Source organism: Pseudomonas sp. NY8896 (genome assembly GCF_039634505.1).
In genome coordinates this window covers 6,414,544-6,428,602 of the sequence record NZ_CP132350.1, presented here as the reverse complement: position 1 = coordinate 6,428,602, position 14,059 = coordinate 6,414,544, and the positions used below count along the sequence as shown (strand labels likewise).

Below are 14,059 nucleotides of genomic sequence, written 5' to 3'. Positions count from 1 at the left end.
AAAAGTCCGTTTCCCAGCCCATCCCATCCATGGCCAACGAGGTCCCTCCCGATGAAAGCGTTCACCTTGGCAACCCTGATGACCCTGGCCGCAAGCCCGGTGTTCGCCTTCAACCTCAGCGATGCCGCCAACGCCGTGTCGGCCATGCAAAACCAGAAGCAGAGCCAGCAAGCCCAAGTGCAGGCGCCCGAGGCACAGGCCAATTTGCTCAACACCCTGGGCAGTGAATTGAAGATCACCCCCGAACAGGCCGTAGGTGGGGCGGGTGCAATGCTGGGGTTGGCGCGCAACAATCTGAGCAGCGATGACTATGGGCAACTGACCAAGGCCGTGCCGGGGCTGGACCTGCTGGCCGGCGCCAATGCGCTGGGTGGGTTGAGTGGGTTGGGCGATTTGCTGGGCAAGAACAGCGAGAGCCAGTCGGCATTGAGCAATGCGCTGGGCAACAATGTGGAAAACCGCAGCGACCTGGACACTGCGTTCAAGGCGCTGGGGATGGATACCGGGATGATCGGGCAGTTTGCGCCGTTGATTCTGCAGTACCTGGGGCAGCAGGGGATTGCTGGGTCGTTGTTGCAGAACCTGGGTAGCCTATGGACAACCCCGGCGCCGTTGACCCAGCCTTCGGTCTGAGGTTTTTGGGTTGCCAGCGGCGGCTCTATCGCCGGCAAGTTAGCGCCCACAGGTTTTTCGCAGACTTCAAGCCTGGCGCTGTACCTGTGGGAGCGGCCTTGTGTTGCGAAAGGGCCGCAAAGCGGCCCCGGCAATCTTCGAGGTGAAGCGGAAATCCCTGGGGCCGCTGCGCGGCCCTTTCGCGACACAAGGCCGCTCCTACAAGAAAAAGCGGTTTTGCGTCGTCTCGGCAGGTCAGGCCGCTTCGGTGAAATCCACCAGGTGCACCGGGCGGCGGAAGCCTGCGGTCAGTACGGCAAGGTACACAAGGCCTAGCGCAAACCAGCACAGGCCAATCACCAGCGTCAGCGCCGACAGGCTGGTCCACAGCCACAAGGTCAGCCCCAACCCCACCAATGGCACCACACCGTAGCGCAGCAGGTTCTTGGCATTGCGCTGGCTGGTGTCGTCCATCAGATGAGTTTTCACCACCGCCAGGTTCACCGCCGAGAACGCCACCAGTGCGCCAAAGCTGATCAGCGAGGCGAGGGTGGACAGGTCGATCACCAGCGCCAGCAGCGAGAACGCCGACACCAACGCAATGGCGAACACCGGCGTGCCAAAGCGCGGCGACAGGTAACCGAAGCTACGCCGTGGCAGCACGTTGTCACGGCCCATGGTGAACAGAATGCGCGACACCGCTGCCTGCGAAGCCAGCGCCGAACCCAGGCTGCCCGCAACATACGCGGCGGTGAAGAAGTTGGTGAGGAACTGCCCGCCCGCCTTGAACATCACTTCGTTGGCTGCCGCATCGGCATTGGCGAAGCTGCTACCCGGCAACACCAGCTGGCTGACATAGGCCAGCACGGTGAACAGCAAACCGGCAAACAGGGTGGTGAGGATGATCGCCCGTGGCACGTCGCGGCGGGCGTCGCGGCATTCTTCGGCCAAGGTCGAGACGGCGTCGAAGCCCAAAAACGACAAGCACAACACCGCTGCGCCAGCCATCAGGTGGCCGAAGCCCGGTTTGCTGCCGTCACCCAGCAGCGGCGACAGCAGGTCGAGCGGCTGGCCAGCCAATGTCTGGCAGGACAGCGCGACAAACACGCCGATGAACACGATCTGCGCGCCAACGATCAGGTTGCTGGTCTTGGCCACCGAGTTGATGCCGACCACGTTCAGCACTGTCACTAGGGCAATGCAGGCGAGCACGAAGGCCCAGGTGGGCACTGCGGGGAAGGCGATGTTGAGGAACAGCCCGATCAGCAAGTAGTTGATCATCGGCAGGAACAGGTAGTCGAGCAGCAGCGACCAACCGGCGAGGAAGCCGATATTGGGCCCGAACGCCATGTTGGTGTAGGAGTACGCCGAGCCCGCGACCGGGAAGCGCTTGACCATGAAGCTGTAGGACGCCGCGGTGAACAGCATGGCCACCAGGGTGACCAGGTAGGCGCCGGCAGTGCGGCCCCCCGTGAGTTCGGTGACGATGCCGTAGGTGGTGAAGATGGTCAGTGGGACCATGTAGACCAGGCCGAAAAATACCAGGGCGGGCAGGCCGAGGACACGGCGAAGCTGGGCGGGGGCGGAGCTGGGTGGGTTGGCCATTGATCGATCCAAGCTTTTTTGTAGTTGTGCTTTGATCGATTTTTATCCACTTAGGTAGGGTGTGACAAAGAAGTAATCCTAATGCTGATTATTAGCCAGGGTTTTAATTGGATATTTGCACTGCCTGTTCCGGCCAATTCGCGGGTAAACCCGCTCCTACAGGGACGGCACAGTTTTCAAAGGCAATGTAGTACCTGTGGGAGCGGGTTTACCCGCGAATTGGCCGGTCCAGAAAACAAAAATCTCAACGCATTTCCTGGCGCAGCTGCTCAATCCGCTGGTCCTTCTCCACCCAAAGCTGATTCACCCAAGCCTGTACCGTCTGCCGAAACTCCGGGTCATTCTCGTAATCACCCGCCCACAATGCCGGGTCCAGTTCGCGCACCTGAATGTCGATAATCACCCGGCTAATGCTGCCATTGAGCAACGCCCAGAACCCCGGTGCCTTGTTGCCGGGGTAGACGATGGTCACGTCCAGCAAGGCATCCAGTTGCTCGCCCAGTGCCGCCAGCACGAACGCCACGCCACCGGCCTTGGGCTTGAGCAGGTAACGATACGGCGACTGCTGTTCCTGGCGTTTGGCTTCGGTAAAGCGCGTGCCTTCCAGATAGTTCACCACCGTCACTGGCTGGCGCTTGAACAGCTCACAGGCCGCCTTGGTGATCTCCAGGTCCTTGCCCTTGAGCTCGGGGTGCTTTTCCAGAAACGCCTTGCTGTAGCGCTTCATGAATGGGTAATCCAGCCCCCACCAGGCCAGACCCAGCAGCGGCACCCAGATCAGCTCTTTTTTCAGGAAGAATTTGAAGAACGGTGTGCGGCGGTTGAGGCTTTCGATCAGCGCGGGGATATCGACCCAGGTCTGGTGGTTGCTCACGGCCAGGTACGAGGTGTCCTTGCGCAGGTTCTCGACGCCGCGAATGTCCCACCGGGTCGGGATGCACAGGGCGAAGATGGCCTTGTCGATCTCCGACCAGGTTTCCGCCACCCACATCACCGCCCATGATGCGTAATCACGCCCACGGCCCGGCAACACCAGTTTGAGCAGGGCGAAGACCAGCAGCGGGCAGATCAACACCACAGTATTGAGCAGCAGCAGGGTGGTCGTGAGAATGCCGGTCAGCAGGCGACGCATAAAGAAACTCTTGTTGTGGGAGATGAACGATTGGCAATGATAAGCAGCGCAATGGCCTACGCCAAATGTCCAATGCCCGTCGGCAGGGACAAATGTTTCACATTATGTTGGTTAGGCTTGTCACAGCGAACCTATTCAGCCATTGCAGTCTAAGCACTGACCCTTCTCAAGGAAGCCTGCCTGTGAAACCTCTGCTTGCTCTGTTGTCATTGTTGGCCATGCCGGTAATGGCTGCCGAGCCCACGATCTACGGCCGTTACGAGAACATCGCCCTGCCTGAGCTTGGCGAAACCCTGAAAGCCAAGATGGACACCGGTGCGTTCACCGCCTCGTTGTCGGCCAAGGATATCGAACTGTTCAACCGCGATGGCGAGGAGTGGGTGCGCTTCCGCCTGGCGACCAAGGACTCGGACGGCAAGGTGTACGAGCACAAGGTCTCGCGCATCAGCAAGATCAAGGGCCGTGCCGATGAAGAGGAGGAGGGCGATGCGCCGGAAATCTCCAAGCGCCCGGTGGTCGACCTGGAGCTGTGTCTGGGTGATGTGAAGCGCACCGTGGAAGTGAACCTGGTGGACCGCAGCAGCTTCAACTACCCGCTGCTGGTGGGTTCCAAGGCATTGCGCGAGTTCAAGGCCGCAGTCAACCCGGCCAAGAAATTCACCGCTGGCAAGCCTGACTGCTGACCTGAAGCCAGACCGGTCCCCTTGTAGGAGCGGCCTTGTGTCGCGATAGGGCCGCAAAGCGGCCCCACGATCCAAGCGTTGATGCAGATATTGCCGGGGCCGCTCTGCGGCCCTTTCGCGACACAAGGCCGCTCCTACACAATAGTGCGTCGCCATCGACATTTGCACAGGCCGCGCACTATGCCCCATATCCTCATTGTCGAAGACGAAGCCGCCATCGCCGACACCCTGCTCTACGCCCTGCAGGCCGATGGCCACAGCACCGAATGGGTGACCCTCGGTAGTGCCGCCCTCGACCAGCAACGCCAGCGCCCGGCCGACCTGATCATCCTCGACATCGGCCTGCCCGACATCAGTGGCTTCGAAACCTGCCGCCAGTTGCGCCGTTTCACCGAGGTGCCGGTGATGTTCCTCAGCGCCCGCGACGGCGAGATCGACCGGGTGGTAGGCCTGGAAATCGGTGCCGACGACTATGTGGTCAAACCCTTCAGCCCGCGTGAAGTGGCCGCACGGGTGCGGGCGATTCTCAAGCGCATGGCCCCCAGGGCCGAGCCCGCGACCGTTGCCGCGCTGTTCCAGCTCGACACCCTGCGCATGCAGATCACCTACCGCAGCCAGCCCCTCACACTGACGCGCCACGAATTCCGACTGCTGCAATGCCTGTTGGAGCAACCACAGCGCGTATTCAGCCGCGAACAACTGCTCGATGCCCTGGGCGTGGCCAGCGACGTGGGCTACGAGCGCACCATCGACAGCCATATCAAGAGCCTGCGCGCCAAGCTGCGCCAGGTGGCCAGTGGCGGCGAGCCAATCCAGACCCACCGTGGCCTCGGCTACAGCTACAGCCCGGAACATGCCTGATGCGCCTGGGCATCCGGATCTTCCTGGTGTACTTCCTGTTCGTGGGGTTGGCGGGCTATTTCTTGCTCAACACCGTACGCGAACAGATACGCCCGGTCGTGCGTCAGTCTTCCGAAGAAACCCTGGTAGACACCGCCAACCTGCTGGCGGAGATCCTGCGTGATGACGTCAAGGCCGGCACCCTGAACCAGGGGCGTCTGCCCGAGGTGCTCAAAGCCTACGGCTCGCGCAGCCCGGGTGCGCAGATTTGGGGCCTGGCCAAAAACCAGGTCAGCCACCGCATCTACGTCACTGACGCCAAGGGCATCGTGTTGCTGGACTCCAGCGGTGAGGCATTGGGCAAGGACTACTCGCAGTGGAATGACGTGTTGCTGACCTTGCGTGGCCAGTACGGCGCCCGCTCCACCCGCAGCGACCCCAGTGATGAAAGCACCTCGGTGATGCACGTTGGCGCACCGATCATCGACGACGGCAGGATCATCGGCGTTGTCACGGTGGCCAAACCCAATAGCTCGCTGCAACCGTACATCGACCGATCCGAGCGGCGCTTGCTTACGTTGGGCTTGGGGCTGATCGGCCTGGGCTTGCTGATCGGCGCTGCGTTGTCGTGGTGGCTGGCGCGTTCGCTGCGGCGGCTGGCTCGTTATGCCCAGGCGGTCAGCGAGGGCGAACGGGCCGCATTGCCGCACTACAAAGGTGGCGAGCTGGCGCACCTGGCACAGGCCGTGGAGCACATGCGCACCCAGCTGGAGGGCAAGGCCTATGTCGAGCGCTACGTGCACACCCTGACCCACGAGTTGAAAAGCCCGCTGGCGGCCATTCGGGGGGCTTCCGAGCTGTTGCAGGGCGACGACATGCCTGCTGAGCAACGGGCACGCTTTGCCGGCAATATCGAGCGCGAAAGCGAGCGTTTGCAGCAGATGATCGAGCGTCTGCTCAACCTGGCCAGGGTCGAGCAGATGCAGGCGCTGGAAGATGAACAGCAGGTGGCGCTGGCGGCGCTGGTCGATGAATTGCTGCTGGCCCATGCGGCGCGAATCGAAGGTGCCAACCTGCACGTGCGCCAGCGTGTGCCTGCCGGGTTGCGTTTGCTGTGCGATCCGTTCCTGATGCGCCAGGCGCTGGCCAACCTGCTCGACAACGCGCTGGATTTCACCCCCGAAGGTGGCGCGCTGCTGTTCGACCTGGAGCGCGATGGTGAGCGGGTCGCATTGAGCCTGTTCAACCAGGGGCACGCGATACCGGCGTATGCCATTGGGCGGGTTAGCGAGCGGTTCTACTCGCTGCCGCGGCCGGGGAGCGGGCGCAAGAGCACCGGGCTGGGGCTGAATTTTGTGGCCGAGGTGATGCAACTGCATGGCGGAGCGTTGGCGGTGGATAACGTTGATGGCGGGGTGCGGGTGCGGTTGTGGTTGCCGGTGCGGCGTATTAGTTGAGATAGCCGGGGCTGCTGCGCAGCCCATCGCGACGCAAGGCCGCTCCTACAGGGACCGCGCAAACTTCGAATAATGCGCGGACCCAAAAACACACAATCTCCACACAAGCTCCCCAAGGCCTCCACGCAAGGCGCAGACACTGCGCCCACTGCCACAGGAGGCCCCATGAACAAGACCCTCGGTTACAAGCTCGGCATGATCGCCGTGCTCATCTTGCTGCTGCTCATTCCGCTGTTGCTGATCAACGGCCTGATCGATGAACGCCAGGCCCTGCGCGACAACGTACTGCGCGACATCGCCCAGAGTGCCAGCTTCGACCAGCAACTCAGTGGCCCGCTGCTGGTGGTGCCTTATCGCAAGTACCAGCGCCGTTGGATCGAGAAGGACGGCGAACGCACCCAGGAAACCAGCACCATTGCCGGCCACTTGTACTTTCTGCCGGAAACCTTCGACGCCGACCTGGGTGTGGACACCGAACTGCGTGCCCGCGGTATCTACCAGGCGCGGCTGTTCCATGCCAAGGGGCGTATCAGTGGCCGCTTCAAGCTCCCGGAGCGTTGGGGCATCGACAAGGACTTCGACGACTACCGCTTCGACAAACCTTTCCTGGTGGTGGGCATCAGCGATATCCGCGGCATCGAGAATGGCCTGGAACTGAGCATCGACGAGCAGAGGCTGCCGTTCGAGGCCGGCACCCAGCTCGACTGGATGCGCGGTGGCGTGCATGCCAGCCTGCCGATGCTGGATGGCCTGCAAGCACGGGAATTCAGCTACGGCTTCGACCTTGCATTACAAGGCACCGGGCAGTTGCACGTCGTGCCGGTGGGCCGCACCAGCAGCGTGGCCATGCGTGCAAACTGGCCGCACCCGAGCTTCGTCGGCAGCTATCTGCCCAACCGCCGCGACATCGATGCCCAGGGCTTCAGCGCTCACTGGCAGACGTCGTTCTTCGCCACCAACCTTGAAGATGCCCTGCGCCAATGCGCCACCGCCGGCCAGTGCGAAGACTTCAACGAGCGCAGCTTTGGCGTGAGCTTTATCGACCCGGTGGACCAGTACCTGAAAAGCGAGCGGGCGATCAAATACGCGTTGTTATTCATCGCGCTGACCTTTGCCGGCTTCTTCCTGTTCGAGGTGCTGAAAAACCTGAGTGTGCACCCGGTGCAGTACATCCTGGTGGGTGTGGCGCTGGCGTTCTTCTACCTGTTGTTGCTGTCGTTGTCCGAGCACATCGGCTTTGGCCTGGCGTATGGGCTGTCGGCTTCGGCGTGTGTGCTGTTGATCGGCTTCTACCTCAGCCATGTGTTGCGCAGCCTGGGGCGAGGGGTGGGGTTTGCGGCAGGGTTGGCGGCGCTGTACGCGCTGCTTTACGGGCTGTTGAGTGCCGAAGATTATGCGCTGCTGATGGGGTCGCTGCTGTGCTTTGGCTTGCTGGGGCTGTTCATGGTGCTGACCCGGCGGCTGGACTGGGCGCGGGTGGGGAGAGCGGCATGAGGGAGGACAGAGAAATCGGGCGGTGGTTGGCCTTCAGGATTGGGCAGCTGTTTCCTGTGATACCGAAGTGAGGCATTCGCGGGTAAACCCGCTCCTACAGGTATGCCGCACAATTTGAAATTGGCGCTGTACCCTGTGGGAGCGGGTTTACCCGCGAAGAGGCCCTTCAGGCCACTGGGGATGTGGCGACCATCGACGGCCGCTTGGCCACTTCGGCATACCACGCAGCCAACCCAGGTTGGCGCTCACGCCAGCCAAACTCGGGCTGACGCAAGTCCAGATACCCCAGCGCACAGGCCACGCCAATCGCCGCCAGGTCGAAACCGGACATCAGCTCGGGCAAATGCTCCTGCTCAAGGTTAGCCAGGCTACGGCGGATCTTGTCGCCCTGCGCCTGCAGCCAGCCGTCCCAGCGTTTTTCCTCGGGCCGCAGGAAGCTTTCATAGCGCGACGACACCGCCGCATCCATGATTGCATCGGCCTGCGATACCAGCGTCATGCGCCGCCAACGCGCCGAACCCTCACGCGGCAGCAGCGGCAGGCCGACGTGTTGCAGGTCGAGGTACTCGCAGATCACCCGGCTGTCATGCAGCACAGTGCCATCGTCCAGGCGCAGGGCTGGGATTTTGCCGATCGGGTTGTCCTGGTTGAGCTGCGGGTCGCCGCTCACCGGGCTGATGTTCACCGGCTGCAGCTGCACGCGCTCGAGCTGGCCGGTTTCGTGCAATACCACCATGACCTTGCGCACGAAGGGCGACAACGGCGAGTGGAACAGTGTCATCGTGGCCATTGTTCAGTTGCCCTGCAGGCTGGGTGGCAGGCAAACGCCGGTGCCGCCAATGCCGCAGTAGCCCTGCGGGTTCTTGGCCAGGTACTGCTGGTGGTAGGCCTCGGCGAAGTACACGGTGGGTGCCTGGTCGATTTCGGTGGTGATCTCGCCGAAGCCGGCCTTGCTCAGCTCGGCCTGGAACGCGTCGCGGCTGGCTTCGGCCTGTTCCAGCTGTTCTGGGCTGGTGCAGTAGATGGCCGAGCGGTACTGAGTGCCGACGTCGTTACCCTGGCGCATGCCCTGGGTCGGGTTGTGCAGCTCCCAGAACATTGCCAGTAGCTCGCGGTAGCTGACTTTGTCCTTGTCGAACACCACCAGCACCACTTCGGTGTGGCCGGTCAGGCCTGAGCAGACTTCTTCGTAGGTGGGGTGTGGGGTGAAGCCGCCGGCGTAACCGACCACCGTGCTGACCACGCCTTCACGCTGCCAGAAGCGGCGCTCGGCGCCCCAGAAGCAACCCAGGCCGAAGATGGCGAAGTCGATGGCGCCTTCGAAGAATGGACCGAGCAGTGGGGTGCCTTCGAACACGTAGTGGAACTCGGGCAGGCTCATTGGCGTTTCGCGGCCAGGCAGGGCCTGTTCCGCAGTTGGCATGACGTTTTTGTTCACCAGGATTTCCGAACGCAGGACCATGGCCGTTCCTCTGTATGGCTTTGAGATAGGGGCTGGGGCATTCGCGGGTAAACCCGCTCCCACAGGCAACCCACAGATTTCGAATACTGTGGCGTACCTGTGGGAGCGGGTTTACCCGCGAAAGGGCCCGTATGGGCTCTATAGTGCCCGAGGTTTGCGTGGCTGTCAGGCCACCGGGCCACGCGGATAGCGCTTCAACCGCTCAGCCAGCTCGCGCCCCGGAATTGGCCGGTCGAACAGGTAACCCTGGCCCACGTCGCAGCGGTGCCGACGCAGGAACGCCAGTTGCTCCGGCGTCTCGATCCCTTCGGCCACCACCTTCAACTTCAGGTTGTGGGCCATGGCCACCACCGCCGAGGTGATTTCCATGTCGTCCTGGTTGTCGGGGATTTCGTTGATGAAGCTGCGGTCGATCTTGAGGATGTCGATCGGAAACTTCTTCAGGTAGCTCAGCGACGAATAACCGGTACCGAAGTCGTCCATGGCCAGGGTCAGGCCCAGGGCTTTCAGCTCGTCCAGCTGGCGGTGGGTGTCTTCGCTGGCCTCCAGCAGCAGGCCTTCGGTCAGCTCCAGCTCAAGCAGGTGTGGGGGCAGGGCTTCATCCTTGAGGATGGTGCTGATCGACGCCACCAGGTCCGGGTCGGAGAACTGCTTGGGTGACAGGTTGATGGCCACGTGCAGGTTGCCCATGCCAGCCTCGCGCAGTTGCTGGCTCATGCGGCACGCCTGGCGTACCACCCATTTACCAATGGGGATGATCAGGCCGGTCTCTTCCGCCACGCTGATGAACTGGTCCGGGCGGATCATGCCGCGCTCTGGGTGGTTCCAGCGCAGCAAGGCTTCCAGCCCCAGCAGGCGGCCGCTGCGCAGGCAGATCTTGGGCTGGTAGAACACTTCCAGCTCGTTCTGGGTCAGGGCGCGGCGCAGGTTGTTCTCGACGAACAGCTTGTAGCTGGCTTCGGCATTGAGCACTTCGGTGAACACCTGCACCTGGTGTTTGCCGTTGGCCTTGGCCTTGTGCAGCGCCAGGCCGGCGTTTTTCATCAGGCTGGCCGGGTCGACGCCGTGCAACGGTGCACAGGCCAGGCCTACCGAGGCGGTGACGTTGATCAGCTGGTTGTCGACGAACATCGGCTTGTCGAGGGTGCGCAGCAACTGCAGAGCAACGCCCTGGCCATCTTCCAGGCTGGTGTTGTCGAGCAGCACGGCGAATTCGTTACTGGCAAAACGGGCCAGGATGCCACCGGCGTGAAGGCTGTTGCGCAGGCGCCGGGCCAAGCTGATCAGCAGCTTGTCACCGGTTTGGTGGCCAAGGCTGTCGTTGATCCGCTTGAAGTTGTCGATGTCCACCAGCAGCAGGCACATCGCGCTTTCGCCATCACGGGCAAAGCGTTCGTCGAGGCTGCGGATGAACGCCGGGCGGTTGCCCAGGTTGGTCAGGTTGTCGGTGTAGGCCAGGCGCTCGATACGCTGCTGGGCCAGCTTGGTCTGGGTGACGTCTTCGTAGATGCCGATGTAGTGGGTCAGCTCACGGTTGTCACCGTACACCTTGGAAATCGACAATTGCCCCCAGTACGGCTCCAGGTTCTTGCGCCGGCTCTTGAACTCGCCCTGCCAGCTGTTGCCCATGGCCAGGCTCGACGGCGAGTCGAACAGCAGTTCGCTGAGGTTTTCCAGCGCCGGCAGCTCAGCCAGCTGGCGGCCCTGCACTTCGTCGGTGCTGTACTGGGTGATGGCGGTGAAGCTTGGGTTGACGTACTCCACCCGGCCGTCGCGGTTGACCAGCAGGAAGGCGCTGGCGCTTTGCTCGACCGCACGTTGGAACAGGTGCAGGGCGTTGGTGGCGGCGCGGCGGTTGTGGTTGGTGATGACCTGGGCGAACTGGTCGGCCAGCTCGCCGGCAAAGGCAATTTCGTCCGACTGCCAGGCCCGTGCCTGGCCGGTCTGCTCCAGGCACAGCACGCCGACCACCTGGCCATCGACGCGGATACTGGCGTCGAGCATGGCCTTGTTTTCCGGGCGCATGCTTTGCGCCAGGGCGCGGGTGCGTGGGTCGTGGCCGGCGTTGTGGGCGTCGATGGCGCGGCTGGCGTGCAGCGCGTCGAGGTAGTCGGGGAAGCGGCTGGCATCGATGGCTTCGGGCTGGCGATGCTCCTGCGCATCGCGGTACCAGGCGATGATCGGTTCCAGGCGCTGGTCTTCCAGGTGCCAGATACTGGCGCTGTCGACCTTGTAGATTTCGCAGGCACTCTGGGTAATCAGCTGGGCCGCTTCCAGCAGCGAGTTGCCGGCGCTGTAGCGCTGGCGGGCCAGGCGCAGGATAAGGTCCTGCTGGCCACGCACACGCTCCAGGTGTTCCAGTTGTTCTTGCTGGGCGCGCTGGTTCAGTTGCAGGGCCAGTTGCAGGCGGTTGTTGCGTGATTCCAGGTCGCTGGCGCCGGGTTCGCCGGTGTCGTCCTGTTGGTCGTCGAGCACGCTCAGGTAGCCGCGCAGCAACTGGCGGTTGTGCTGCTTGTAGGCTTCACCGGCCTCCAGCAAGCGCATCGACGCACTTGGGGTGTGCAGGGTATAGCGCACGCGGTAGTAGCCGCGCTGGGCCAGCTGCAGCTGGATCTCGTCGTGCAGCCGGTAGCGTGCTTCGGGCTCCATCAGGCTGGCGTACGGGGCGTCTACCAGGGCGCACAGGTCGCCGGCCTGCAGGCCGAACTGGCGCTCGCAGGCCGGGTCCAGGTAGAGCATGGCCCAAGTGGCTTCGTTGAGCCTTTCGAAACGCAGCATGCCCAGCCGCGAAGGCACGGGTAACTGCGTCACGACCTCGGCCGCCACACGGCTGGCGGCATCGGGTTGGCTTTTCATCGAAGACTCGCTTGAAGAGGGAACGCGGCCCTTGGGCGGCGTTGGATCTGGCAAGGTTGCATCATGTCCCGAGGGCTGGCAAGCGGCCATGTGCGATGCTGTGGACGGGTTATCGGCTGTCTGGTCGGGAATATTAGTTCGCCTTGAGATTTTTGGCGTCCGGGGATCCCAATCGGCGGACAAAAAAAAGCCCCGCCAATCGACGGGGTTGAGGTACGAGCGTGGCAGCTCGAAAAGGGTACTGCCCCTGCACGCAGGGGCAGTGGGCAGCTTTACAGCAGCATGGTGCGGATATCGCCCAGCACGTCGCCCAGGCGCTTGGTGAAGCGCGCAGCGGCAGCGCCGTTGATCACACGGTGATCGTAGGACAGCGACAGCGGCAGCATCAGCTTCGGCTGGAACGCCTTGCCATCCCAGACCGGCTGCATGGTCGCCTTGGAGACGCCCAGGATAGCCACTTCCGGCGCGTTGACGATCGGCGTGAAGCCGGTGCCGCCAATGTGGCCGAGGCTGGAGATGGTGAAGCAAGCGCCTTGCATCTCGTCGGCCGACAGCTTCTTGGTGCGGGCTTTTTCAGCCAGCGCCGCGGCTTCGGCGGCCAGTTGCAGCAGGCTCTTCTGGTCGACGTTCTTGATCACAGGGACCAGCAGACCATCCGGGGTGTCCACGGCGAAGCCGATGTTCACGTACTTCTTGCGGATGATGGCCTTGCCGCTTGGCGCCAGCGAGCTGTTGAAGTCCGGCAGTTCCTTGAGCAGGAAGGCGCAGGCCTTGAGCAGCAGTGGCAGCACGGTCAGCTTCACGCCAGCCTTCTCGGCCACGGCCTTCTGCGCAACGCGGAAGGCTTCCAGCTCGGTGATGTCGGCGGAGTCGAACTGGGTCACGTGCGGCACGTTCAGCCAGCTGCGGTGCAGGTTGGCGGCACCGACCTGCATCAGGCGGGTCAGGGCCACTTCTTCCACTTCACCGAACTTGCTGAAGTCCACGGCAGGGATCGGCGGGATGCCAGCGCCGCCGGTTGCACCAGCAGCTGCCGGCGCTTCCTTGGCCTTCTGCATCATCGCCTTGACGTAGACCTGCACGTCTTCTTTCAGGATGCGGCCGTGCGGGCCAGTGGCCGCGACTGCGCCCAGGTCGACACCGAATTCACGGGCCAGCTGACGAACAGCCGGGCCTGCGTGAACCTTGGCGTTGCTGCCTGCGGCCGGTGCGGTAGCAGCCGGTGCAGGGGCTGCAGCCGGGGCGGCAGCGGCAGGTGCGGCGGCCGGAGCAGCCTCAGCCTTGGCCGGGGCAGCAGCTGCGGCAGGTGCCGGAGCGGCAGCAGGTGCAGCGCCAGCAACCTTGAGCTTGAAGATCAGGTCGCCAGTGCCGACTTCGTCTTCCAGCTTGCACAGGACTTCTTCGACCACGCCGGCAGCCGGCGACGGGATTTCCATGGAGGCCTTGTCGGACTCCAGGGTAATCAGCGACTGGTCGGCTTCGACGGTGTCGCCGACCTTGACCAGCACTTCGATGATCTTGGCCTTGCCCGACGAGCCGATGTCCGGCACGTGGATGTCCTGCACGCTGGCGGCAGCCGGAGCTGCGGCGGGAGCAGGGGCGGCTTCGGCAGCAGGCGCTGGAGCAGCAGCCGGCGCAGCGGCAGCGGCCGGAGCCTCAGGGGCCGCAGCAGCGGCGCCCTCGGCTTCCAGAACCAGCAGCTCGTCGCCTTCTTTCAGGCGATCGCCCAGCTTGACCTTCAGTTCCTTGATGACGCCGGCCTTGGGGGCCGGGATTTCCATGGAGGCCTTGTCGGACTCCAGGGTCAGCAGGCTCTGGTCAGCCTCGATACGGTCACCGACCTTGACGAACAGCTCGATGATTTCACCTTCACCGCTGCCGATGTCAGGTACGCGAATGAGTTCGCTCACTTAAAAAT

11 protein-coding genes are annotated in these 14,059 nt (G+C 63.0%); 5 read left to right on the top strand and 6 right to left on the bottom strand.

All coding sequences use genetic code 11. From position 1 onward, the window contains the following. Positions 1 to 51: 51 nt before the first annotated feature. Entirely contained in the window at positions 52 to 633 is a 582-nt protein-coding gene (locus Q9451_RS29110) for a DUF2780 domain-containing protein (protein WP_012270126.1), read from the top strand. A 234-nt stretch (positions 634 to 867) separates the two neighbouring features. On the opposite strand, the gene Q9451_RS29105 is transcribed toward Q9451_RS29110, so the two are convergent. Together Q9451_RS29105 and Q9451_RS29100 are read right to left on the bottom strand one after the other, a co-directional pair. Next, the gene (locus Q9451_RS29105) at positions 868 to 2,217 is read right to left on the bottom strand and encodes an APC family permease (RefSeq protein WP_012270127.1); all 1,350 of its coding nucleotides are present in this window, start codon (positions 2,215 to 2,217) and stop codon (positions 868 to 870) included. A gap of 244 nt (positions 2,218 to 2,461) precedes the next feature. Next, positions 2,462 to 3,349 (bottom strand): acyltransferase, encoded by an 888-nt coding sequence (locus tag Q9451_RS29100; protein WP_012270128.1) that lies wholly within the window; start codon positions 3,347 to 3,349, stop codon positions 2,462 to 2,464. Between the two features lie 182 nt (positions 3,350 to 3,531). On the opposite strand from Q9451_RS29100, the gene Q9451_RS29095 reads away from it, so the two are divergent. The 4 genes from Q9451_RS29095 to creD all read left to right on the top strand — a co-directional run bounded on the left by Q9451_RS29095 (position 3,532) and on the right by creD (position 7,823). Further along, positions 3,532 to 4,032: an ATP-dependent zinc protease gene (locus tag Q9451_RS29095; RefSeq protein WP_012270129.1), complete on the top strand. Its 501-nt coding sequence runs from the start codon at positions 3,532 to 3,534 to the stop codon at positions 4,030 to 4,032. Positions 4,033 to 4,212: 180 nt separating this feature from the next. Beyond that, on the top strand, positions 4,213 to 4,893 hold the full coding sequence (creB, locus tag Q9451_RS29090) for a two-component system response regulator CreB (protein ID WP_012270130.1): 681 nt from the start codon (positions 4,213 to 4,215) through the stop codon (positions 4,891 to 4,893). Next, positions 4,893 to 6,329 (top strand): two-component system sensor histidine kinase CreC, encoded by a 1,437-nt coding sequence (creC, locus tag Q9451_RS29085; RefSeq protein WP_012270131.1) that lies wholly within the window; start codon positions 4,893 to 4,895, stop codon positions 6,327 to 6,329. The genes creB and creC overlap by 1 nt, the downstream gene beginning before the upstream one ends. A gap of 165 nt (positions 6,330 to 6,494) precedes the next feature. Further along, positions 6,495 to 7,823 (top strand): cell envelope integrity protein CreD, encoded by a 1,329-nt coding sequence (creD, locus tag Q9451_RS29080; RefSeq protein ID WP_012270132.1) that lies wholly within the window; start codon positions 6,495 to 6,497, stop codon positions 7,821 to 7,823. A 166-nt stretch (positions 7,824 to 7,989) separates the two neighbouring features. On the opposite strand, the gene Q9451_RS29075 is transcribed toward creD, so the two are convergent. From Q9451_RS29075 to aceF, 4 genes are all read right to left on the bottom strand, one after another. Further along, positions 7,990 to 8,613: a glutathione S-transferase gene (locus tag Q9451_RS29075; RefSeq protein WP_012270133.1), complete on the bottom strand. Its 624-nt coding sequence runs from the start codon at positions 8,611 to 8,613 to the stop codon at positions 7,990 to 7,992. Positions 8,614 to 8,616: 3 nt separating this feature from the next. Further along, the gene (gene msrA / locus Q9451_RS29070; protein WP_012270134.1) at positions 8,617 to 9,285 is read right to left on the bottom strand and encodes a peptide-methionine (S)-S-oxide reductase MsrA; all 669 of its coding nucleotides are present in this window, start codon (positions 9,283 to 9,285) and stop codon (positions 8,617 to 8,619) included. Positions 9,286 to 9,450: 165 nt separating this feature from the next. Continuing rightward, positions 9,451 to 12,141, bottom strand: coding sequence for an EAL domain-containing protein (locus tag Q9451_RS29065; RefSeq protein ID WP_012270135.1), 2,691 nt, complete (start codon positions 12,139 to 12,141; stop codon positions 9,451 to 9,453). A gap of 272 nt (positions 12,142 to 12,413) precedes the next feature. Next, on the bottom strand, positions 12,414 to 14,051 hold the full coding sequence (aceF, locus tag Q9451_RS29060) for a dihydrolipoyllysine-residue acetyltransferase (RefSeq protein ID WP_012270136.1): 1,638 nt from the start codon (positions 14,049 to 14,051) through the stop codon (positions 12,414 to 12,416). Positions 14,052 to 14,059: the final 8 nt, after the last annotated feature.